Annotated in this window: 26 protein-coding genes; 17 read left to right on the forward strand and 9 right to left on the reverse strand. The window is 40.4% G+C overall.

What is annotated here, in order from left to right:
* Nucleotides 1–163 precede the first annotated feature (163 nt).
* The gene (locus AC1XUO_RS03410; RefSeq protein ID WP_483328349.1) at nucleotides 164–1,180 is read left to right on the forward strand and encodes a hypothetical protein; all 1,017 of its coding nucleotides are present in this window, start codon (nucleotides 164–166) and stop codon (nucleotides 1,178–1,180) included.
* A 170-nt stretch (nucleotides 1,181–1,350) separates the two neighbouring features.
* Here AC1XUO_RS03410 and AC1XUO_RS03415 read toward each other — a convergent pair whose 3' ends face one another.
* The 5 genes from AC1XUO_RS03415 to AC1XUO_RS03435 form a co-directional block, all read right to left on the reverse strand.
* Entirely contained in the window at nucleotides 1,351–2,502 is a 1,152-nt protein-coding gene (locus AC1XUO_RS03415; protein WP_483328350.1) for an AAA family ATPase, read from the reverse strand.
* A gap of 235 nt (nucleotides 2,503–2,737) precedes the next feature.
* The gene (locus AC1XUO_RS03420) at nucleotides 2,738–3,004 is read right to left on the reverse strand and encodes a hypothetical protein (RefSeq protein WP_483328351.1); all 267 of its coding nucleotides are present in this window, start codon (nucleotides 3,002–3,004) and stop codon (nucleotides 2,738–2,740) included.
* A gap of 17 nt (nucleotides 3,005–3,021) precedes the next feature.
* On the reverse strand, nucleotides 3,022–3,387 hold the full coding sequence (locus tag AC1XUO_RS03425) for a helix-turn-helix domain-containing protein (protein WP_483328352.1): 366 nt from the start codon (nucleotides 3,385–3,387) through the stop codon (nucleotides 3,022–3,024).
* A gap of 95 nt (nucleotides 3,388–3,482) precedes the next feature.
* Entirely contained in the window at nucleotides 3,483–4,337 is an 855-nt protein-coding gene (locus AC1XUO_RS03430; protein ID WP_483328353.1) for a hypothetical protein, read from the reverse strand.
* Between the two features lie 3 nt (nucleotides 4,338–4,340).
* Nucleotides 4,341–5,576: a phage integrase SAM-like domain-containing protein gene (locus tag AC1XUO_RS03435; RefSeq protein ID WP_483328354.1), complete on the reverse strand. Its 1,236-nt coding sequence runs from the start codon at nucleotides 5,574–5,576 to the stop codon at nucleotides 4,341–4,343.
* Nucleotides 5,577–5,898: 322 nt separating this feature from the next.
* On the opposite strand from AC1XUO_RS03435, the gene AC1XUO_RS03440 reads away from it, so the two are divergent.
* Nucleotides 5,899–7,128 carry a tyrosine-type recombinase/integrase gene (locus AC1XUO_RS03440; RefSeq protein ID WP_483328355.1) on the forward strand — a complete coding sequence of 410 codons (1,230 nt, stop codon included), beginning with the start codon at nucleotides 5,899–5,901 and terminating at the stop codon, nucleotides 7,126–7,128.
* 108 nt (nucleotides 7,129–7,236) lie between these two features.
* On the opposite strand, the gene AC1XUO_RS03445 is transcribed toward AC1XUO_RS03440, so the two are convergent.
* Nucleotides 7,237–7,656: a hypothetical protein gene (locus tag AC1XUO_RS03445; protein WP_483328356.1), complete on the reverse strand. Its 420-nt coding sequence runs from the start codon at nucleotides 7,654–7,656 to the stop codon at nucleotides 7,237–7,239.
* A 69-nt stretch (nucleotides 7,657–7,725) separates the two neighbouring features.
* Nucleotides 7,726–7,914: a type II toxin-antitoxin system HicA family toxin gene (locus tag AC1XUO_RS03450; protein ID WP_483328357.1), complete on the reverse strand. Its 189-nt coding sequence runs from the start codon at nucleotides 7,912–7,914 to the stop codon at nucleotides 7,726–7,728.
* A 168-nt stretch (nucleotides 7,915–8,082) separates the two neighbouring features.
* Between AC1XUO_RS03450 and AC1XUO_RS03455 the strand changes: the two genes are divergently transcribed.
* From AC1XUO_RS03455 to AC1XUO_RS03500, 10 genes are all read left to right on the forward strand, one after another.
* Nucleotides 8,083–8,388, forward strand: coding sequence for a hypothetical protein (locus tag AC1XUO_RS03455; protein ID WP_483328358.1), 306 nt, complete (start codon nucleotides 8,083–8,085; stop codon nucleotides 8,386–8,388).
* 327 nt (nucleotides 8,389–8,715) lie between these two features.
* The gene (locus AC1XUO_RS03460; RefSeq protein WP_483328359.1) at nucleotides 8,716–8,949 is read left to right on the forward strand and encodes a thioredoxin family protein; all 234 of its coding nucleotides are present in this window, start codon (nucleotides 8,716–8,718) and stop codon (nucleotides 8,947–8,949) included.
* A gap of 76 nt (nucleotides 8,950–9,025) precedes the next feature.
* A complete protein-coding gene (locus AC1XUO_RS03465) occupies nucleotides 9,026–10,003 on the forward strand; it encodes a permease (RefSeq protein WP_483328360.1) in 978 nt (325 codons plus the stop codon).
* Nucleotides 10,004–10,007: 4 nt separating this feature from the next.
* Nucleotides 10,008–10,463, forward strand: a complete 456-nt coding sequence (locus tag AC1XUO_RS03470) for a DinB family protein (protein WP_483328361.1) — start codon at nucleotides 10,008–10,010, stop codon at nucleotides 10,461–10,463.
* Between the two features lie 185 nt (nucleotides 10,464–10,648).
* Nucleotides 10,649–12,070, forward strand: coding sequence for an MBL fold metallo-hydrolase (locus AC1XUO_RS03475; RefSeq protein WP_483328362.1), 1,422 nt, complete (start codon nucleotides 10,649–10,651; stop codon nucleotides 12,068–12,070).
* 35 nt (nucleotides 12,071–12,105) lie between these two features.
* Complete coding sequence (locus AC1XUO_RS03480) at nucleotides 12,106–12,309, forward strand: YgaP family membrane protein (RefSeq protein ID WP_483328363.1); 204 nt, start codon at nucleotides 12,106–12,108, stop codon at nucleotides 12,307–12,309.
* Between the two features lie 3 nt (nucleotides 12,310–12,312).
* A complete protein-coding gene (locus tag AC1XUO_RS03485; RefSeq protein ID WP_483328364.1) occupies nucleotides 12,313–12,618 on the forward strand; it encodes a rhodanese-like domain-containing protein in 306 nt (101 codons plus the stop codon).
* Between the two features lie 160 nt (nucleotides 12,619–12,778).
* A complete protein-coding gene (locus AC1XUO_RS03490) occupies nucleotides 12,779–13,402 on the forward strand; it encodes a class I SAM-dependent methyltransferase (RefSeq protein WP_483328365.1) in 624 nt (207 codons plus the stop codon).
* Nucleotides 13,403–13,449: 47 nt separating this feature from the next.
* The gene (locus AC1XUO_RS03495; RefSeq protein WP_483328366.1) at nucleotides 13,450–13,632 is read left to right on the forward strand and encodes a DUF6132 family protein; all 183 of its coding nucleotides are present in this window, start codon (nucleotides 13,450–13,452) and stop codon (nucleotides 13,630–13,632) included.
* A 250-nt stretch (nucleotides 13,633–13,882) separates the two neighbouring features.
* On the forward strand, nucleotides 13,883–15,133 hold the full coding sequence (locus AC1XUO_RS03500) for an NAD(P)/FAD-dependent oxidoreductase (RefSeq protein WP_483328367.1): 1,251 nt from the start codon (nucleotides 13,883–13,885) through the stop codon (nucleotides 15,131–15,133).
* 49 nt (nucleotides 15,134–15,182) lie between these two features.
* On the opposite strand, the gene AC1XUO_RS03505 is transcribed toward AC1XUO_RS03500, so the two are convergent.
* A complete protein-coding gene (locus AC1XUO_RS03505; protein ID WP_483328368.1) occupies nucleotides 15,183–15,530 on the reverse strand; it encodes a DsrE family protein in 348 nt (115 codons plus the stop codon).
* 16 nt (nucleotides 15,531–15,546) lie between these two features.
* Nucleotides 15,547–16,002 (reverse strand): DsrE family protein, encoded by a 456-nt coding sequence (locus tag AC1XUO_RS03510; RefSeq protein ID WP_483328369.1) that lies wholly within the window; start codon nucleotides 16,000–16,002, stop codon nucleotides 15,547–15,549.
* A 206-nt stretch (nucleotides 16,003–16,208) separates the two neighbouring features.
* Between AC1XUO_RS03510 and AC1XUO_RS03515 the strand changes: the two genes are divergently transcribed.
* The 5 genes from AC1XUO_RS03515 to AC1XUO_RS03535 all read left to right on the forward strand — a co-directional run bounded on the left by AC1XUO_RS03515 (nucleotide 16,209) and on the right by AC1XUO_RS03535 (nucleotide 21,772).
* Complete coding sequence (locus tag AC1XUO_RS03515; protein ID WP_483328370.1) at nucleotides 16,209–17,093, forward strand: helix-turn-helix domain-containing protein; 885 nt, start codon at nucleotides 16,209–16,211, stop codon at nucleotides 17,091–17,093.
* 190 nt (nucleotides 17,094–17,283) lie between these two features.
* A complete protein-coding gene (locus AC1XUO_RS03520; RefSeq protein ID WP_483328371.1) occupies nucleotides 17,284–18,765 on the forward strand; it encodes a c-type cytochrome in 1,482 nt (493 codons plus the stop codon).
* A gap of 14 nt (nucleotides 18,766–18,779) precedes the next feature.
* Nucleotides 18,780–20,114: a c-type cytochrome gene (locus AC1XUO_RS03525; protein ID WP_483328372.1), complete on the forward strand. Its 1,335-nt coding sequence runs from the start codon at nucleotides 18,780–18,782 to the stop codon at nucleotides 20,112–20,114.
* An 8-nt stretch (nucleotides 20,115–20,122) separates the two neighbouring features.
* Complete coding sequence (locus AC1XUO_RS03530; RefSeq protein WP_483328373.1) at nucleotides 20,123–20,296, forward strand: hypothetical protein; 174 nt, start codon at nucleotides 20,123–20,125, stop codon at nucleotides 20,294–20,296.
* Between the two features lie 393 nt (nucleotides 20,297–20,689).
* Nucleotides 20,690–21,772 carry a c-type cytochrome gene (locus tag AC1XUO_RS03535; RefSeq protein ID WP_483328374.1) on the forward strand — a complete coding sequence of 361 codons (1,083 nt, stop codon included), beginning with the start codon at nucleotides 20,690–20,692 and terminating at the stop codon, nucleotides 21,770–21,772.
* Nucleotides 21,773–21,791: the final 19 nt, after the last annotated feature.

The raw sequence follows: 21,791 nt of genomic DNA on the forward strand, positions 1-21,791 counted from the left end.
TGATTTCGGATTTTAGTCACGGCTCAAAGCTGAACCGATTACAGACAATTTACCACCCATTATATTGGGTATAAATATACTAAATTGTATATTGCTAACTTTTTGTGTAAATCAAACTTGATTTTAGCTTCAGTAATTTTCGATACCTCCTAAATTGAATTCAATGTTTAACTTTCTTAAAAGATTAGTCGGTTTTACTGACAGCAGAGTTGCTAAAAAATATCCGCACCTGGTTCAATATTTAACAATGCATCCCTATGCTGTAATTAAGAATGGAAATTCGAAAGGTTTTGAGATTGAAAGTAGGGGGCCGACAACTTGTATTACGTTTGAGGTATTGGAGAGCTCTGAAAACCTTGAGATAACTGGTTATGCTAATTATGGACCTCAAGGGTTTTACAGAAGGAAGTGGTCATTTCCTATCCAAAAAACTCAGGAACAAATGGTAAAAGAAATAGAAATTTTCTTTTTAGCAATTATGGACGAATTGACAGGAAACAGTACTTATGAAAGTCAATATCAGTCTGGACAAATAACAATGGGAGAAAGTCTACTTGGGGTTGGACTAAAACGCAAGGTCATACCAACAGCTGAACATTCTGCGGGTCATTATGCATTTAAGGCATCCATTCTAATAAGCAACCAAAACTACGAAAGTGCTCTTACAGAAATCGATAAAGGGATTCAGATAAATGACATAGAGCATAAAGGGAGACTATATTATCAGCGCGCTCAATGTAATTTGTCTTTACAAAGAAATAAAAGTGCTGAAAATGATTTTCTGGATTCAATGATTGCGTCAAAAGCAGTAGAGAACTTTCGACTATACGCTAAAACTACAATAAGTTTCACAAAGTTTTTGTACAGGACAAAGCAAATAGCAAAGGGAATTCTCAGTGCCATGGAAGGGCAAGAATCACTTAATTTGAGAGACGACGACGACGATTTTTATCATGATGAATTCGAGCTTATATATTTGATGGGTCGACTTTTATTCGATGAGGGTGATTTTGAAGCAAGTGCACTTTATTTAGAACAATCTAAAAAATCTTTGAAGGTATGGACTGAGCAAAATAAAGATTATTTGGAGTTAAATTACCTTACCTATTTATCAGATTACGAAGTTCAGCATAACTTTACAAGTCTACATAAGGATTTGATTTCCCGAAATCAGAAGTAAAATGATCACAGATTCTCTATATCAAGATTTGGAAGAGAGGTCGCCCCAAATATTAGGACAATTTTAGGCAAGAAGTACTCACTTTAGTCACAAACTCAACTTTATTAAAAAGAAATACCCAACCAAAACAAAAGAGGTTTGTATGCAATTGTTCTGGTTGGGTGACATTTTTAATCCATTAACTCAGCTACCAATATTTCTGTCAATTTGTAAACAGTAGGTTTTCCACTTTGTGAGATGATTTCCAAATTACAGGATACTCCCTGATCATTTGCAATTATTAAATTGCTTTCCGCTATTTCCTCTAACCGAGATTTCAACGTGTTCGCTGAACAGTTAAATTCAGCACACAAAACGGTAAGTAAATCTTTCTGTCCCAATTCTGGCTGTAAATACTTTGTTAAGGTTGAACCTATGTCCTCTAAACTCGCTTTACTTCGTCGTTGGTCAGCAACGCTTTTCACTAATCCAGGGTCAGCTAATTGTAGCGACATAGATTCTTGGGAGAAAATTATGGGAATTGGATCAAGTCTTTTTGCATGTCGCTGTTTTATGAACTTCATTTGAAGCAATTCGGAAATTTCTCCACTTCTAGTTTTTTCGTAGCCAATATGAATTGCTGTTGAAGATTTATTAAGTGACTCAGTACCAGTGTGTCCACGGCTTTTTTCGGACCCTGGATTTTCATGAATAATAAGTAAAAAGGTTGCATCTAATTCTTCGCACATGTTACCTATGTAGTCAAAGAGTTGCATACTCTCAGCAGGGTCATTGAAATTGGCTATACAATCTGTGACCACGTCCAACAGTATAAAAAGAGGGTCGGTAGATTCTTTCCTAATATCTTCGATAAATATCTTTAGCGCTTGTAGTCGCATATCTCTACTCACATTTTTCAACGAGGTAAAATGAAAATTAGGAATTTGTGCAGGATCAGACACCCCTAATTTATTGACAATTGACTTAATTGCGGTCGGAAATTCCTCTGTTTGGTTCCTTTCGGTATCCAGATACAGTACAGAAAGCTGCTGTCCCTCAACCTTTTCAAATCCAAGTGAAAAATCAATTGTCTTACCATCAGGACAAAGTGCCAAACTACACATAAGTTCTGCTAATCTCGACTTAAAACTGCCACTTTTTCCCTGTATCATATTGATTGTACCCCGTCTTATAATTGGGACACCTTCTCTTGTTATCAAAGCTGGAGAGAAAATTATTTCATTTGCTGCTAGTTTTGAAACCCGCTGTTCAACTTCCTTTAATTTCAGCAGGTGCTGAATTGAAGCTGTGGAATCTAACTGGTTTTTTTCATTTCGTTTCATTTATAAATGGGAAGATTTGGAGTCAGAAATATTAAAAGATATACTAGTAATTAAAACTGACTCCAAAAATGTTAAAGATGTCTTCAATTATAGTTGAGTCCATTTTATACGTGTGTGCAAAATAATTTGGGCTCCAGTATTGAATCAACAATACTTTTTTTAAAAGGACATTCATAACGAATTGAATTCCCTATATCCATTAGGATAGTTGCGCGTAATGTGGAGTTATACTAAATCATTTATAAACTAGTTTTGCAAGGTCTTTAATAAATGTCATCCCTTGTTTAGATACCCTAATAACAGGAACAGTTTTATTTGCCTGTTTAAGGAATCGATGTTCAACGGTAAATAAACCTTTGCTCACCAATTCAGGTTTAGGAAGGTGATCCTGAATGATTGAGTAACTTCTCAAAAATGCAAACATTTTTGGACGTGTGTCAATAAACGGCATTCCGATGTTTTTAGCAACATCTTCGATTGAAAATGGAAATGACGGTGTCATAATGTCTATATATAAGTTTAATTTAAAGATTTTGTAGTTTGCATAGGATAGAATGTAGAATTCTTCATAATTCCTCTTTCATTTTCCCTACACCATTTCAGTAAAGAATCGTCGTGTACCTTAATTAACCGATCATGAATCTCTGCAGTCAAGACACCTGTTCGAATCAATTTGTATACCGTAGTTTTTGATACCCATAGTTCATCGCAAATCTCACTTACCGTAAAGAGTTTTGGAGGAGATGAATAATAATATTCGGGAGGATACATTAATGGTTGATTTGCAATAACAAAATCAACAGCAGTTTGGACTATCTTCTGGATGTCCTTCGAGTGAGTCTCGATGAAGGTTTTTTCAATACCAATAAAAAATTCAATTGTCATTTTACGTGTCATTTAATTTTAATGAGCTGCAAAACTAAATTGAAGAAAAATGACAATTTGGGAAGTAAAAATACTTCCCATTGATAATCAATTAGTTATTTAAAATCTGGTAATTTTAGTTCCTTTAGCTGATCCATCAAAGTATTAAAGCTAGTTTCAGGAGAATTTGTACCTTTTTTAAATTCAGTTATTGTTTTCTGAACCCGGCTTACTTTATTGTACTTGAATAATAGATATTTTTGAGCAAATCTAGCTAGATCAGCATCAATCGCACCACAAATAATTCCAGCTTCTCTCATTGTAACCAGAAGCAGAATCAGCTCAGATCTCTGCAAGTTAAAATTAAGCTTGAGCGCTTCTTTGTCAGGATCTTCCTTTTCAAGTCTACCATTAATAAACGCGACAGTATCCTGCAAAATCTCTACAATCATCTCTAAAAACTTATTTTGAACTTCAAGAAAGGGCAACAAAGCTTTGTCAATTATATCTACAAATTTTAAATATTCATCCTGTTTTTGCTCCCAATCATCATCATCAACCATAGGTTCAACCCTCCTTCCAGATGAAATGCTATCCTTCGAATCTTTAGGATAGACACGTCTTATTTCTTGAATTTCTCGTTTTTTGGCCAAAAAGAAATCCAAACGTTCACTTGTCAAAAAATTAGTGTCATCAACATAAAACAAGAAATCCTCCTTGAATGAATCAAGCAGATTCTTCAAAAAAATCCTGTATAAATCGCTACGGGTAAAACCATTGAAAACAACAGAAGCACTATGAGAAATATACTTTATTGGTTGTCCATCCGGTGATTTAAAATCGTCATCTTCTTCTTCAACACTATTTATGTTAAAAGAATATTCTACTCGTTTAAGAGCATCAATAATTTTTTGCCATTTTAAATTTAATTCATCAATAATTTTCGATGGGGATTTTTCATACTCGGTCATAATTTAATCCTTAGCAAATTTTGTCAAAAGGTTTGAATATTGTTTCCTTGATTCATTTTCAAAACTATCCAAATAATTCTCAGTTGTTTGGAAACTACTATGTCCCAGACTTTCAGAGATGTATTCCAGTGGAGCACCGCTGCGTTTTAGAACAGTTGAAAATGAATGTCTCGCAGTGTAAGTGGTGACGGGTTTAGCAAAACCCAGACCTATACCAATTCTTTTCATATACTTATTTATCAGCGTATTAAAATACTGGACAAGTTCCCTTTCACGTAATGCACTGATATTTTCAGCTAAAATAGGAAAAATATACGTTGTAGGACTACATGCAGGTTGACCCCATTTTTTTATAATTGTTTTTGCGTGATCCGTTAAGTAGATCCGAATTGGTTTCTGTCGAGACTTTGTAGACAACTGAGTTTTTGCGCGAATCACTGTAAGATTGTCGCCATCCAGGTCTTTATACCGTAGTCTACAAATATCTTTCAAATTGAGACCATTACACAGGTACGAGAAGATCCAAAAGTCCTTTGCTTTATCCTCACTTGATCCCGATACCGTAACATAGTTAAAGATCTGTTCAATTTCTGAAATTGTAAGTGCTTTCTTAATATTCTGACCTGCGGGTATCTGAAACTTCGATTTCTTAAATGGATATAGCTCCTTTTTCACTAAACCCTGTTCTATTCCTTGATTGTATATTGTTCTTAAAGATCTGAGATAAATCCCAACAGTTGTACTTGCCTTACCAATACCCAACATATATCGCTCGTACTTATTTAGGAACTCTGGGTTAATATCTTCGAATACGAGACGTGGTTTAAACTTCTTCAAAGATTTCAAAGCACATTCATAGGACTGTGCGGTAGAAACCCTATCCTCTCTTCTAAGTTTGGCGATGTAATCACTGAGGATTGAATAAACATCTGTGGGTCTTTTCTCTTCTATTTTGTGAAACAAAAGTTTCTCGAACAATACGAAGGTGAATTCATCCATCTCACGATAAATTTTTTCTGCTTTCGATTCTAAAAGCTTTATCTGACCTTTAATCTCTTTGAGGTGTTCAAGCTTCGAATTCTTGAGTTTTGAAAATTCGTCTTCGGTCAAATTAATCCCGGTGTTATAATACTTCCTTTTCCGGTCATAAGTCACCCGGAGTTTAAGTGGATAAGATCCATCTGACCTTACTCTACGATCATCAAGAATTACTTGAAATGTTGGTTTTGAAATTCCCATTTTGGCTCTAAAATTTGATACACAATTTGATACACAACTGTGAAATCAGAACACCAATACAGTTAATCGACTTAAAGAACTAAAAGAGTATAAGTGACTTATAATCAGCACTTAGTCGCGTAAAAACATGTATCAAAAATGATCCAACGGGAGGACTCATAATCAGTAGGTGCCTGGTTCGATTCCAGGTGGGCCCACAAAACTCTGAAAAACCCTTCATACTGCGCGTATGAAGGGTTTTTCTACTTTAAAATCACTTTAAAACCGGAAATCAATACCCATTTCTTCGGGTTACTTCCAAATCTCTTTAAAATAGGATTTCATGAAAACATTCATTGGATTACGCTTTAATAAGAACTACACGAAGAAATCCGGCAAGTCTCAGTTGTACCTTTTGGTAGGAATTGAAAAAGAATTTGACAGGATTCCGCTTGATTTGGATTGGAATCCAGAGCTTGTTGACACAGAAAACGGTCAGCTGAAAAGCACACTAAAAAAGGATAAGGAATGCGATGACAATAACCTGATCATTCGTGAAGCAATGGCCAAGGTCAATGACATTTTCGTAATGGCCCGGTTACGGGACAAAGAAATTTCAATGGCTGAATTGATGGATATGTACTACAACTATCTTCGGATGAAAGATTTTGTGGTGTACATGTGCGATAAAATAAAGGAACGCTACAAACGTCAGAAGATATCTTTTAATACGAAGAAGTCCCAAATGACTGCATGGACTTATCTTTCCAATTACAAAAAGGTGATCTTTTTTAATGATCTCAATGCCAAATTCATTGAGAACTTTGAGGTCTGGATGAAAAAACAATCCAACCAACGATCTACGGAAAAGAAGAAACTGGATTCTAATACAGTCGCCAACGTTTTGAAATATGTAAAAGCATATATCAATCTGGCAATCCAAAAGGATGAAGTGCCAATCAAAAACCCTTTTGAAAAAGCCGATGTTAAAACTACCCAGGACATAAAAATTATAGAGCACCTTCCTCCCAGGGATGTCGCAAAACTGATTAAATATTATAAGACGAAAATTCCAATTGGCGAAAAACTTACTTTATGCAGATTCCTTATTGCCTGTCACCTTTCGCTTCGGATATCTGATATATTAAGTATTGATGAATCCAAACTTGAATATTACAAGCAAGTAGAAAAACTGATTTTCCACCCACAAAAACAGGAAGCGACCAAAAAACTTAAAACCGTGTATGTCCATATTGATGAATTTGCGATGAAATATATGGAAGACTGCGTGGCCCTGCAATTGGAAGCAAAACAGCAGAATCTTAAAATTTCGGAGGCATACGGACGCAAGACTTTAAAAACCATCGGGGATAAAACAGGTGTCAAAATCGCAGGCTTCCACATGGGCAGGCATACGTTTGCAACCAATTACATTCGATTTGGCGGGAAGGTTACAAACTTGCAATACATCATGGGTCATACCAATATTACTACCACGATGCGCTATGTCCATATTGTGGAAGAAGATACGGATGAAGATATGATTTCTCTTTCGCGGGGATATTTGGCGTAAATAAACACAAAAAAAGCCTCTGAATAATTCAGAGGCCAATGATTTACGTGACAAAAGAGGATTGATATTTGAACCTAGGGCTATTTTTCACATAGTCACCTTATTCGATTATGATCTTATATAAATATTAACGTTTAAAATTTTCTGTGCTAATTCTTTCACAGCGCTTTGGATTTTTTCAACCTGCTTTGCGGATGGGAATTTCTTGCCTGACGCATATTGTCTTACAAGACTTCCATTTAATCCAGAATACTCGGCCACTTTTGTGATATTAAGGAAACTAAATTCCTTGAAAAAAGCAGTTAAGTCGTATTCTAATTGAAATTCATAACTCTCCGGTTTTAGATTATGATATTCAAGAAGCAGTTGTTTCATCTTCTCTTCAAGACTTTTAACAGTTTCGGCGATCTCAATGATTAAATTATCATCGTATTCTACTCTTCCTGTTAAAGATCCATCCTCTCCTTCCAAGATCATTTTGATCTCAAATACTTTGGGATTTCCTTTGTTTTTTGCGTGGTTTTGCATGATTTTAACGAATATGTTGGAGAACTAGTTTTTTACATTATTCAGGCAACCCTCGAAAGAGGGCGGAACTTATGGTTTAAGTCCCGCCTGTTTGAGGATGGCTTTATAAGTCCCGATACGCACATCATCACTATCTTTATACGGAAACGTAACTTTCCCTTTTTTAGTAGGATGGACCATATGTTTATGGCTGCCTTTCTGATTCTTATTTATCCACCCATCATCTTTCAGAAGTTTCAGCAGCTGACTGGCCTTCATAATGTAGAGTGATTGGTTAATAATATCTATAAACAAAAGTAACGAATACGTTACTTTATTACAAATGTTTCCCTATAATTATTTTCACAAAAAAAGAGCCTGCTATTTAAGCAGGCTCCGCTGTCAACTCGCTAAAATTTTGTAATTTTTGTAATCAGGCACTCGCCCATGCCCTGGTATTATCAGCCAGATCCGATACTGTTCAAACATATTATAATTCAAACCGGTCTGTTTACTGGAAATGATCTGCAAGTATTTCAGCATGTCATTCATCCGAGGATCAAAAGAAACCTGTGGGGGGAAGAACTCATGGCTGTGCTGCCACCATTCTCAAAGAACCGTTGCCGCCTTAATGCTTCCATCGATGCGGCAAAATCTGCCACAGCTGGATTACGGAGCATGGAACTACTTAAAACGTTTTCTTTCTTATATCCTTCACCGGCTTATATTGAAAGAGCTAATATAAAATTCTGAACAACCGGAGATCTGGATTACACCATCCTGTTAGGCAGTCATCCGAAACATAAAACTGTTAGGCAACATCTGCTATATAATAGAAACTACGTACGAGGCAGGGAAAATGCTTTTGTACTGATACCGCCAGACGGAATCCAGATTGACTTACTTCCGTTCGAAAAAATCCAATCGCAGGGAAGTTTAAAGATTGATGGGACTTGGTATGACGACGAACAAGCTCCGGAACACCTGACAACGATCAGCGTCGTATGCATTTGTGACGAATATCACATACTACGCGACGCCTAAATCGTAATATTGCGATACAAATATTAATCGTATCAGATGAAACAAATAAAAATACTCGGTACCGGCTGTGCGAAATGTAAGCAAACCGAAGCCATTGTAAAACAGGTCGTAGCACAAATGGGTATTGAAGCTACCATCGAAAAAGTAGAAGACATCGAAAAGATCATGGAATACAATGTACTCACTACACCCGCGCTCGTCATCGACGGCCAAATTATGGTGAAAGGCTGGGTGCCTGGGGCAGAAGAAGTGAAAACATTTTTACAATAATTCAGCCCTGGCATTAGGCACGCCACGGCTCCTATTTATGTAAGTGTGGGAAATTCAGGCCTCTAAATAAACTTATATGTTCGACTGGGCACAACACTTTGCCGACTGGCTCATCTATTCCGTTTTCGGAATCGCGACACACAGCAAATCAGGAGACGCACTTAACTTTTTTGTCTACGACACCATCAAGATTTTCATCCTGCTACTGGTGGTTACTTCACTGATGGGCGCTATAAATTCCTATTTCCCAATTGACAAAGTCCGGAGCTATTTAACAAAACGGAAGTGGTATGGCCTGGATTATTTTATGGCATCCTTCTTCGGTACCGTCACGCCATTTTGTTCATGTTCCTCCGTGCCATTGTTCATCGGTTTTGTAAAAGGAGGGATTCCTCTGGGGATTACATTTGCATTCCTGATTTCCTCACCATTGGTCGATGCGGTTACCGTTGCCCTATTTTTTGGCATGTTTGGCTTGAAAACAACTGTCATTTATGTGGTCAGTGGAATTATCTTATCAATGATAGCAGGATACATTTTGGGTAAACTGAAACTGGAACCTTTGCTTACCGAATGGGTACAATTGTTACTGAAAAAAAAAGCAGTTGAAGACGAATATCAGGAAGAGAAACAATTGCCTTTTATCCAGCGTATACCTGGGATTTTGCAAGAAGCCTTAGGCATTTTGAAAGGCGTTTCTCTCTATATCTTATTGGGTGTAGCCATCGGGGGATTAATGCATGGCTATATCCCCACCGGGTTCTTTGAAGCATATATCAGCAAAGACAACCCCCTGGCCGTTCCGCTTGCCGTCGTAATCGCCATACCCATGTACAGCAATACGGCCGGTATTCTTCCGATCATGCAGGTCCTGGTAGAAAAGGGAATTCCGCTGGGTACCGTCATTGCATTTTCTATGGCAGTCGTCGGGCTTTCCATTCCAGAAGGTTTATTGTTAAAAAAAATCATGTCGACAAAAATGCTGGTCATATTCTTTGCAGTCGTAACGATCTGCATCATTATTTCAGGATATATTTTCAATCTTATTTTATAATTGTATGAATACTACGCAAGCGTACCTTCAAACCTGGACCGAAGCGCGAACCCGATTCAGTAATCTTCTGATCGAAATCAAAGAGGAGGACTTAAAAAAGAAACTACTTAATACCAAAAACAGTGCAGGCCATTTAATCCGGCATATTGGCGATGTAGAATTATTATTTGCCAGGAACATTTTTGGCTCGACGGAAATAAAGGTGCAGGCAAAAACTGTTATTGCACAACATGATACGGGTGAATGGACAAACCTGCAAGAATTACTGGACTATCAGCAGGAAGCTTATCATCAACTGAGAGCGATTGTTGAGAAGCAGACAGATGAAAACTGGCAGGAATCTGTTACGACAAAAGAGTTTGGCACAAAAACCAAGGCAGAAGCCATCGGCAGAATTATTTCGCACACTGCATATCATGCGGGTCAGCTGGCACTAACCATCAAATACGGATCATTGTAATCCCGTGAGCTGCCATTCGTTTGGAATTTTAAATTAAAGTCATCTGAAAGCCACGTATCCCTTTGTAGACACAGGTTCATTTGCAGCAATGAAAACTTTTTCCATACGTGACAAATATCACTGACGGAGTTCATACTCCTTGCGAAATTTGTATTGTTCATTTAGAAAATCAAAATCAAAAGGCTATGCGAATCGAACAAATTTATACAGGCTGCCTGGCACAAGGCGCATATTATATTGAAAGCAATGGAGAGGCAGTCGTGATTGACCCGCTTCGCGAAGTAGAACCTTATATTATTCGTGCCGAAAAAGATGGGGCCCGGATCAAGTATGTGCTCGAAACGCACTTCCATGCTGATTTTGTTTCTGGTCACATTGATCTGGCGGAGAAAACCGGTGCAGAGATTGTATTTGGACCCACTGCTAAACCAGCCTTTGCAGCCCATGTGGCTCAGGATGGCGAAATATTGAAAGTTGGTGTTATTACCTTAAAAGTCCTGCATACGCCCGGTCACACGATGGAAAGCACCTGTTTTTTACTGACTGATGAAAACGGAAAAGATACAGCTATTTTCACAGGTGATACTTTGTTTATCGGAGATGTAGGACGCCCGGATCTGGCACAAAAAGTAGTGGCAGAGCTAACCCAGGACAAATTAGCTCGGCATTTGTTTACTTCCCTGCGGACTAAAATCATGCCTCTCCAAGATGATATCATTGTATATCCTGCGCATGGCGCCGGCAGTGCATGTGGTAAAAATATGAGCAAAGAGACAACCGATACACTGGGCAACCAAAAGTTGTTTAACTATGCTTTACGTCCCGATATGACTGAGGAAGAGTTTGTAAAAGAAATAACCGATGGGCTGATGCCACCGCCTGCGTATTTCCCGGAAAACGTAATGATGAACATCCGTGGATATGACAGCATTGACACGGTACTCGAACGCGGAAACCATGCGCTTGATCCCGATGCCTTTGAAGCAGCGGCAAACGAAACTGATGCAGTCATGCTTGATACCCGTGAAGCACGGATTTTCGCACAGGGTTTTATCCCAAATTCGATCAATATCGGAATTGACGGAAATTTCGCTCCATGGGTTGGTGCGATGATTCCTGATATCAAACAGAAAATACTGGTAATTACCGACGAAGGCCGGGAGGAAGAGGTGGTAACCAGGCTAGCTCGCGTCGGGTATGATTACACGATCGGGCATCTGAAAGGTGGTTTTCAAGCCTGGAAAAATACAGGGAAAGAAATTGATCAAATCGAGTCCATCACTGTGAATGAAATGGTGGAGCGGATAAAAAACAACCCTTCCCTGACTGTGCTTGATGTACGTAAGGCAAGTGAGCATTTTTCTGAGCATGTAGTCGGTTCGGAAAATATACCACTGGATTACCTGAATGATCACCTCGCTGAGATTAGTAAAGATAAGACCTACCTCGTCCACTGTGCAGGAGGCTACCGCTCAATGATTTTCAACTCCATTCTCAAATCCAGAGGATACGACAATCTGATTGATATCCAGGGCGGTTTTAACGCGATTAAAGATTCCGGTCTTGTGCAGGTAAGCGAATACGTATGTCCAAGTACCATGTTGTGAAAAATCGATATTGAAATCATCTAAACACAGTTGGTATGAAATCGAATTTAGGAAATACGGATAAAATAGTACGGGTGTTATTCGCGGTAGGTGCTGCGGTGTTATATTTTACCGGGGTAACATCCGGCATAATGGGAATCGCGCTGATTGCGGTTGGGGCAGTGTTGCTTTTGACTTCATTGATAAATTATTGTCCGCTTTACACCATTCTGGGCATATCTACAAAAAGAAAAAAATAACTTATGGGAATCCTGTCATCATTATTCGGATTAAAAGATACAGACTACAAGACACTGATAGCGCAAGGTGCTATCGTAGTTGACGTGCGCTCCCCACAGGAGTTTGCCAGCGGGCATATCCCTGGAAGTACCAATATCCCACTGGATCAGATCGGAGCAAAAGCAGATATGCTTCTAAAAAAAGGAAAACCGGTGATCACCTGTTGTCGTAGTGGCACAAGAAGTGGCATGGCCGTGGGCATACTTAAATCTGCAGGTGTCGATGCACGTAATGGCGGTGCCTGGGACAGTCTCAAACAGAAAATATAAGATCAAAGTTTTGCATGGTGGTAGTAATCAAACAGTAGTGGCTCTGGTATCTTGCCGGGCCACTGTTTGGGCTTACTTTCTGCCTTGCAATGGCCTTCTGTGGTCGCAAAGATCGGTGGATTCATAGCCTGTTAGCTTTTACTTATAAAACTATATCTATATGACAGAGCAAATAAAAGCACATTGGGAGGATATATATACAACGAAAAAACCCGATCAGGTAAGCTGGACGCAATATAAGCCAGAAACGTCCCTGAATATGATACACAAAATAACACGCAGGAAGGATGTCGCCATCATTGACGTTGGCGGTGGAGATAGCCTGCTGGTTGATTGGTTATTAAAAGAGGGATATTCAAACATTACTGTTCTGGACATATCGTCAAGGGCAATCAGCCGGGCAAAAGCGCGGTTGGGCGATCAATCAAACCAGGTAAATTGGATTGTCAACAACGTATTGGATTTTAGTCCCACCCAGCGTTACGATATCTGGCATGACAGAGCCACTTTTCATTTTTTGACCACTGAGGAAGATATAGAAACCTATATTAAGATTGTGAAAAAGTCGATCAATCAGGGAGACGTCATTCTGGGTACCTTTTCCTGGGATGGGCCATCTAAATGCAGTGGACTACCTGTAAAGCAATATGATCAAAACTCGCTTGCCGAAGTTTTTAACCCTGATTTCCGCCTGATCGAAGGGTTTTCGGTTGATCATATTACCCCCTCTAACACGGTTCAGAACTTTATTTTTTTGAACTTAAATAAAACATTGTTACAATAAATGAGGCATTCTATAACCGTAATTTATTAAACATAAAACGTAATAAAATGAAAAAAGCAATCCTTTATCCTTTTGCAGGCATCGTCATCGGGTCAGCGTTAGGATATCTATACTACCATTTCATAGGCTGCTCCTCGGGCACTTGCCCCATTACTTCAAATCCTGTAAGCTCTGCACTGTACGGCGCGGTAATGGGAGGATTGCTGTTAAGTTCGCTCGGCAAGAAATAACACCCTGAGTAATTCCTCCATGAAACGTATTCACGCATCTCGTTCTAAGTCTGGTTTCGGTTTTTAAAAGCAAGAGGCCGTTGAACAGCACCTAAGGATACCATCAGGGATAACCGGGTTGTGATTCATTGCAGCGCAAACAGGAGGGAAAAATCTAATTTTTTTCTTGTAAATTCATCGTTGTGTGATAAATATCACGAACTCCACCGTTGCCGATGGCTAGATTTAGGGATACATAATCTCTATCAAAATGAAAAGCCATTATCAAATACTAATCATCGGCGGTGGTACGGGAGGTATAATGACTGCCGCACAATTAAAAAACAGCAAACCATCCCTGGAAATTGCTGTTATTGAACCCTCAAAAGATCATTGGTATCAACCCGCCTGGACGCTGGTTGGCGCAGGAACATTTGATTATCAGGAAACCAGAAGAGATGAATCCACTTTAATTCCGAAAGGAGTCGATTGGATTCAGGATCGGGTTAGCGACATCCTGGCCAACAACAATAAGGTACAAACCGAACATTCAGGTCAGATATCTTACGATTACCTCGTCGTTTCTCCCGGCCTTCAAATGGATCCCGATAAACTTCCCGGCTTGCAGCAAGCCTTACTTACCGATTCCGTTTGCAGTAATTATATTGATCCGAACAAAACCTGGGATGTTTTGCAAAATTTCAAAGGAGGCAATGCCGTATTTACATTACCCTCCACACCAATAAAGTGCGGTGGGGCTCCTCAGAAGATCATGTACCTGGCCGACCAGTATTTCCGTAAAACAAAGGTCAGGAGCAAGAGCAATATCATTTTTGCTACCCCCGGAACCGTCATATTCGGCACCAGGGAATTTGCTGAAACACTCACCCAGGTGATTAAAAGGAAAGATATTTTTACCCGATTTCTCTATTCACCTGTTGAAATTGATCCTGCTAAAAAGCTGATCCGGTTCAAATATTCCGGTCCTGAGGAATGGAAGGGAATACTTGCTATCAACGAACAACTGGAAGCCGATAACCTGGTATCCATGCCTTACGACATGCTTCACCTGGCACCACCACAGTCGGCCCCGGATTTCATCAAAGAATCACTGCTGGCCGTTGCTGATGGCCCGAACAAAGGCTGGCTGGATGTAAATATTTATTCTCTTCAGCATAATCGTTTTCCAAATGTATATGGCCTTGGTGATGTAACGGCCTTACCGACCGCCAAAACCGGTGCCGCAATCAGAAAACAGGCTCCGGTAGTAGTGTCACAAATTTTGTCCGTGATTGGAGAAAAATCTGAGAAAAAACTTTACAATGGCTATTCATCCTGTCCTCTGGTGACGGGATATGGCAAGATGCTGCTGGCCGAATTCAAATATGGCAATGAGCGTGACAGTGACCCCTTCCTGAGCAAAATCATGGACACCACGAAAGAACAATGGAGTATGTGGCTCCTTAAAAAGTACGGCCTGCCATTTTTATATTGGAACCGTATGATGAAAGGAAAAATGTAAACTTAATTTCACAAAAAGCCTTAGAAAAACCCGAGGGAAGGACTGGTGCTCAAAATCCTGCTTTAATATAGCTCCATCCTTCCTGTTGTTTTATAACCAGTTCGGCAATTCCGGAAGGGATTATTTCCAGGCCGGCAATTACGTCGCTCTCTGTTTTGCCGTTTGAAACAAGCATACGCTGACATGCGGCAATACTAACCCGGCGTAATATCAGGGTATTGATTTCGTCTTGGAACGGGTTATCCTCAGCAAGACAAAATGGTGTAGATGCGCCATGACAAATGATTCTGACCTCTACCTCACCGTTGAAATAATCCAGCAGGTTATTGACCTGCCGGATCGTACTAAGATGAACTTTTTGATTTTCCGATGTTAGCTGAATTATTGCCTTGTACATTTTGCGGACAGTTACTTTATGGATGTATATAAGCCCAGCCGTCGGCCTGACGAATGATCAGTTCACCGTTTGCGCTGGGAACAAATGAAACAAATGGCCACAGCGCGTCTTTTTCAATATTCCTTTCCCGCAAGGTATTTTCGCATTGAGCTAAGATCACACCATTGTTTAGAAGTGCTTTAAGTTCGCCTTCGTAAGGCCCGTTTTTCATATAAAGTGCTACCCCACCTCCGTGTACGACGAGCTCTATCTGAATTTTACCTTTCAGACGCGGATCTTCCAGCGCGTTCTGGATGTTTTTGAGCGTTCCTTTTATTTTTTTCTCATCATCTGTGTTGAGCTGATAAATCGCCTTATAGCTTTTTTTTGTCGCCTGCGCGCCGCTAAATACGGATGAGCTGATTTTTTGAGCGACCGCAGGAAGTGAGATCGCCATCAGCACAACGAGTGATAATGTTCTTAATGTTGTCATTTTAGAGTTGTTATTTGTTTAAAAAACCGAAATGTAAAAACAGGTCCATTGTGCAGATCGTATCCTTAGGTCATGCTGATATTTGGTAAATCTGGGTGATAGCCAATTACGATATTCCAAGCCACTAATTTGCGACAAAATTACCTGAACGTTCAGTGACATTTGTTACACAACAGCAAAGATTACATGGATAAATTTGTCGGACTATGACCAGAAAAACAAAGAATATCCCGACCTACAGCATTTGCAACCTGATAAACCAGGCTGAAACGATGCAGGATCTCACCGTTTATGACCTCCAGGATTTTCTGAGCATACACAACAAGATGGTTTTTCCCCACCGGCATTCTTTTTATCAGGTATTGTATATTTCATCAGGAACTGGCTTGCACATCATTGATTTTGAAAAATATGATACAAAGCAGGGATCCATCTATTTTCTTGGACCGGGACAGGTGCATGAATGGATTTTTGATGATTCGACGGAAGGTACGGTTATAAATTTCAGCGATGGTTTTTTCGGGTCGTTTCTCGCAAACGGACACTATATTGACGACTTCCTGTTTTTCACCGGAAATGGTACCCATTCTGTAATGGCACTGGATCAGGAAGAACAGGCATTTGTCCAGAATATTATCGGCAGCATTGTCGGGGAATATCAATTAGGCAGCGAGTGTAGTAGTGACCTGATCAGGGTTTGCCTCCTTCAGATGTTTCTGGTGCTTAACCGAAAACTTGCCGGAGACCACATTAACCCGGCACACAGGCATAATTACTTTTTGCTCCGCAATTTTGAAAAACTGGTTGAACGGCACTATATCGACAAAAGACTACCGAAGGAATATGCAGAAATGCTCTTTATCACCCCCAATCATCTCAATGCACTCTGCAAGCATTCGGTTGGCAAGTCAGCCGGAGAGATTATACGCAATCGGGTATTGCTGGAAGCAAAAAGGCTTCTGATCAACTCTGCTAACAATATCAGTGAAATCGGATGGCAGCTCCATTTTGAAAGCAATTCCTATTTTACCCGTTTTTTCAAAAAATATGCAGGCCAGACACCTGAGGAGTTTCGACGTGGCTTACGGTAAAAATGAGTATCGTGTTCGCAGCAAAATGTTTGTACAAATATTGACCGGTATCAGTAAAAAGTGACATTTATTCGGTAAACAGGGAAATGCGAAAGGCCTAACGCGCAAATACCTTTGTGCAAGGCATCAGGAAATGATACTGATCATCATCTCAGTCATTTTATGGTGTTTTAATCAAATATAAAAAGGTATGGATTTTCCAATGTTTCATCTGGATTGGCTAAACGATCGGTTTTTAATCGCGATGATCGCCATAATACATGTAATGATCAACCACGGTCTGGCAGTAGGTTTTGTGCCGTATGTAACCTGGTTAGAGCAAAAAGGGGTTCTTAGAAGTAACCCGGACGAGATCACGGATAAATCGTGGGACGATATGGTGCATAAGATGATGAAAGTTGCTTTTATCATAACAACAACAGTAGGTGCGATGACGGGAGTGGGTATATGGTTCTCGGCAGCACTCATCAGTCCACCCTCAATCGGAAGTCTGATCAGAGTCTTTTACTGGGCATGGTTTACAGAATGGACGGTTTTTGTGACAGAAGTAATTCTTATCATCATCTATTATCTGACCTGGGAGAATGCCAATAAGTCGTTAAAATCAAAATTGCTGCATATCAGATTTGGCTGGTACCTGTCTCTTTTTTCCTGGCTCACGATGGCCATCATCGTCGGAATTCTGGGTTTTATGATGGATCCCGGCAACTGGAACCAGCATCACAGCCTGATCAACGGATTTTTGAACCCCATTTATCTTCCACAGCTTATGTTCCGAACCCCCACAGCCATGGTGGTAGCAGGCATGTTCGGTTATCTTCTGGTCTTTATTTTTACCAAAAAGAATTCGGAAGTACGTCGCAAAGCGGTACGGTCAAGTGCGGTCTGGATATTGGTTTGGCTTCCTTTCTCAATTGCCGCCGCTGTCTACTACTACCGGGTTATGCCTGAGGCCATGCGTGCCAATTTGAGCACCGCAGTTGGTACAATTGAATTTCAGCAATATTACAACCTGCTCAAATACATTATCCTGGGTGCAACTTCCTCGGTCTTGCTGATTGCTTTATGGGGATTATTCAAGCCCGGAAAAGTGGCCTGGCCCATGGTATTGGTTCCTTGTCTGATGGTATTTGGCTTCCTCGGAATTTTTGAAAGAGTCAGAGAATTTATCCGCAAACCTTATGTGATTGCCAACTATATGTATTCCAACCTGCTTCGTGAAGAAGACTATCCATTGTATAAACGTGACGGGATTCTGAAATATGCGACCTATAATAATACACCCGTGATCACAGACGACAATCATATCGAAGCCGGTCGAAACGTATTCATGCTCTCCTGCAGCAGATGCCATACCACCAGCGGGATCAATTCGATCACCGAAGTTTTTGAAAAAATGTATGGAAAGGGCAAGCCCCTTGACGTTAATTCCATGGAAGCCTATATTCCAAACATGCACAAAGGCCGTCCCTACATGCCACCATTTCCGGGAAATAAGAAGGAGCTGAAAGTACTGGCCGAATATATCAAACATATACAACAGACCGGTGAGGCTTTGGAAGGAGTTCAAACTTCGGGGATAAGCGTGAATCCAGGCAATAACATCCTGGCTGCCGAAAAAGTATTGGAAGCGCAACAAAAGGAAGCAATTGAAGAAAAAGAAGTGAAATAGTAAATTTTGATCCCATGTTATTACAAATAAACACCCCTGTACCAAGGGATATCCCTCTGGACCTGCCTTTACCCGAATGGTTACTGGTTACCTTGCTGATCGTTTCATTTCTTCTCCATATACTCTTTGTGAATCTGATGGTGGGTGGTTCTGTGATGACCCTCTGGGCGGAAATCAAAGGTCTGAGAAATAAGGATTACGACAGGCTTGCCTACGAAATTGCCAAAACAATTACGGTCAATAAAAGTATTGCGGTGGTTCTTGGCGTGGCTCCTCTTTTGAGTATCAATGCGCTCTACACCGTATACTTTTATTCTGCCAACGCACTTACAGGCATCATGTGGATTCTTATTATTCCACTTGTCAGTATCGCATTTTTGCTTACCTATCTGCATAAGTATGCCTGGAAAGCCATGGAAAGTGTCAAGTGGCTTCACATTGGCATTATGGCTCTTGCAGTTGCTTTGTTCCTGTTCATTCCGCTTATTTTCCTGGTCAATGTCAACCTGATGCTGTTCCCTGAAAAATGGACTACTATCAAAGGTTTTGCCAGTGCGCTCACCCTTCCCAACGTGTTTCCACGTTACCTTCATTTTCTTTGTGCCTCCATGGCTGTAACCGGGCTTTTTATGTTCTGGTATATGGGACGTAAAAATTACGATGTCGAAGTAATGTTCAAAAATCTCACCCGGTACGACATCCGTAAAATGAGCTATTCACTAACGCTGGGGGCATCAGTAACGCAATTTTTAATCGGACCGCTTGTCCTGGTCACGCTTCCCTCAAAAGGAATGGGATGGAATCTGATCCTGATGATCCTTTCGGGTGCCAGTATCGCACTTCCGGCGATGTGGTGGATGTGGAAGGGAATCAGCGGCCCCAGGGAAAAAATCGGGGACAATTTTGGCAAAGTGGTTATTGCCATGAGTCTGGTAGTCGTGTTTATGGGTAGTGGCAGACATGTGTACAGGGCCAACGCACTCAATCCACATCGCAGACTGATGGCCGCAAAAACATTGGAATTCGAAAAGCTATCGAGGGAGGCAAGAGAAAACCCAGTCGAGGAAAAAGCGGAACTTGAAATTGATCCGGCATTGGGGGATGTAGCTAAGGGAGCAGCCCTATTCAAAGCCAATTGTGCCGCTTGCCATCAGGAAAAAGATAAACTGGTAGGCCCTCCCATGACCGAAATGGTTACAATTTATACCGGTAATACCAACGGCCTGAAAAACTGGATCAAAGCACCAGGCAAAAAGCGGACAGATTATCCGCAGATGCCCGGCTTTCCACAAATACCGGATCAGGATCTTGATGAACTGGCCAAATACATTTTATCCATCCAAAAATAATCACTGTTATGTTACTCTTAATCAATATCATCATACCCCTGGCAATACTGATCTTGCTTGTAGTTGTCATTTTAATCATACGCTTATGGACACTGGTATTGATGCTTAGAAAAGATAAAAAGCTCTGGCATCAGGTTGTCTTGCAAGACAGCAAATACTTTATGATTAAAGGACTGTATTGATACCCTAACGAAAACAATTTCTTGTGTTTTAATATTTCACTAAAAGGGATGCCAAAGCATCCTTTTTTTAATAAGGAGGCGATTGACCGTGCAATCCCGCACCTGTTTACATCAAGCTCAAAAAGTTATCTCGCTGGTATATTACCTGTCATGAATATCTATACCATTTCAAAGAATAATGAAAAAAAATGTTATATGTAATAAATATCACACACTTCCTTTTGTGTGACTGCGACCTTTGTAAACTAAATGGCACACCATACAAGGTCTTAACAGTGCTACTTTCAGCTAACGTATAAAGACAATAGTTAACTGGGCGAACTGTAATTTTTCTCTCAGAATAGTGTGGTAAGAAAATGATTTCGTGAATCAGCAATTGTTAAATTCTTTTGTATGGACCCCAATGTTTTGGTCGTTAAGTTACTCCGTTCCCTGATGCTACTGATCAGCCATTTGGCTGTTGCTGTCGGGCTGGTCTTCATCTTAATATTCCGTATTGTGATTGAAAAGCCGGAACGTGATTTAAACGGACAGATCGGAGAAAAAACCGATAGCATCAAACCGACAGTCATGAGCCGTGAGATTCTCTGGACAGGCCCATCGGAAAAGGATATTATTCAACTTCCCCTTGCAGAACAGAAGCTGGTCAGCTATGGAAAAAACCTGATTGTTCACACCGCCGATTACCTGGGCCCTCAGGGCGAAGTACAACATCTTACCAATGGAATGAACTGTCAGAACTGTCATCTGGATGCGGGCACCAGGCCATGGGGAAATAATTATTTTGCTGTGGAAGCTACATATCCCCGGTTCAGGCCCCGGTCCGGACAGATTGAAACGAAGGTCAAACGGATCAACGATTGTTTTGAAAGAAGCCTGAACGGAAGAAGCCTTGATCCCGGCAGTACTGAAATGAAGGCCATCCTCGCTTATATCAAGTGGATTGGAACGGGAGTACCAGCTAAAAAAATACCAGCGGGGGCAGGAATTTATAAAATGAATGACCTTGACCGTGCCGCCAGCCCTGATCTGGGGAAAGCCGTATATAAGCAAAAATGCCAGAGCTGCCATCAGCCAGATGGCGGAGGTGTAATGGCCGTTAATAATAAGCACTATTCGTTCCCGCCTCTCTGGGGAACAAATAGCTACAATACCGGAGCCGGGCTTTACAGATTGTCTAATCTGGCAGGTTATGTGAAAGTAAACATGCCGCTTGGTGTCACCTATGCTACTCCGCAACTGTCTGATGAAGAGGCATGGGATGTGGCCGCTTTTATCAATTCTATGCCTCGTCCCGAAAAAGACCTGCGCAAAGACTGGCCCAATAAAGCGGATAAACCATTCGACCATCCCTTTGGCCCATATGCTGATTCGTTTACCGAAGAACAACATAAATATGGCCCTTTTAAATCTATTAAGGACTGGAAAGACCAGCACAGGGATTTAATTACCAAACCGGCCTCTACCGCCAAATGATAAGTGTGCCATATCCCTC

The organism is Dyadobacter sp. HNCC25DJ186 (assembly GCF_056895235.1).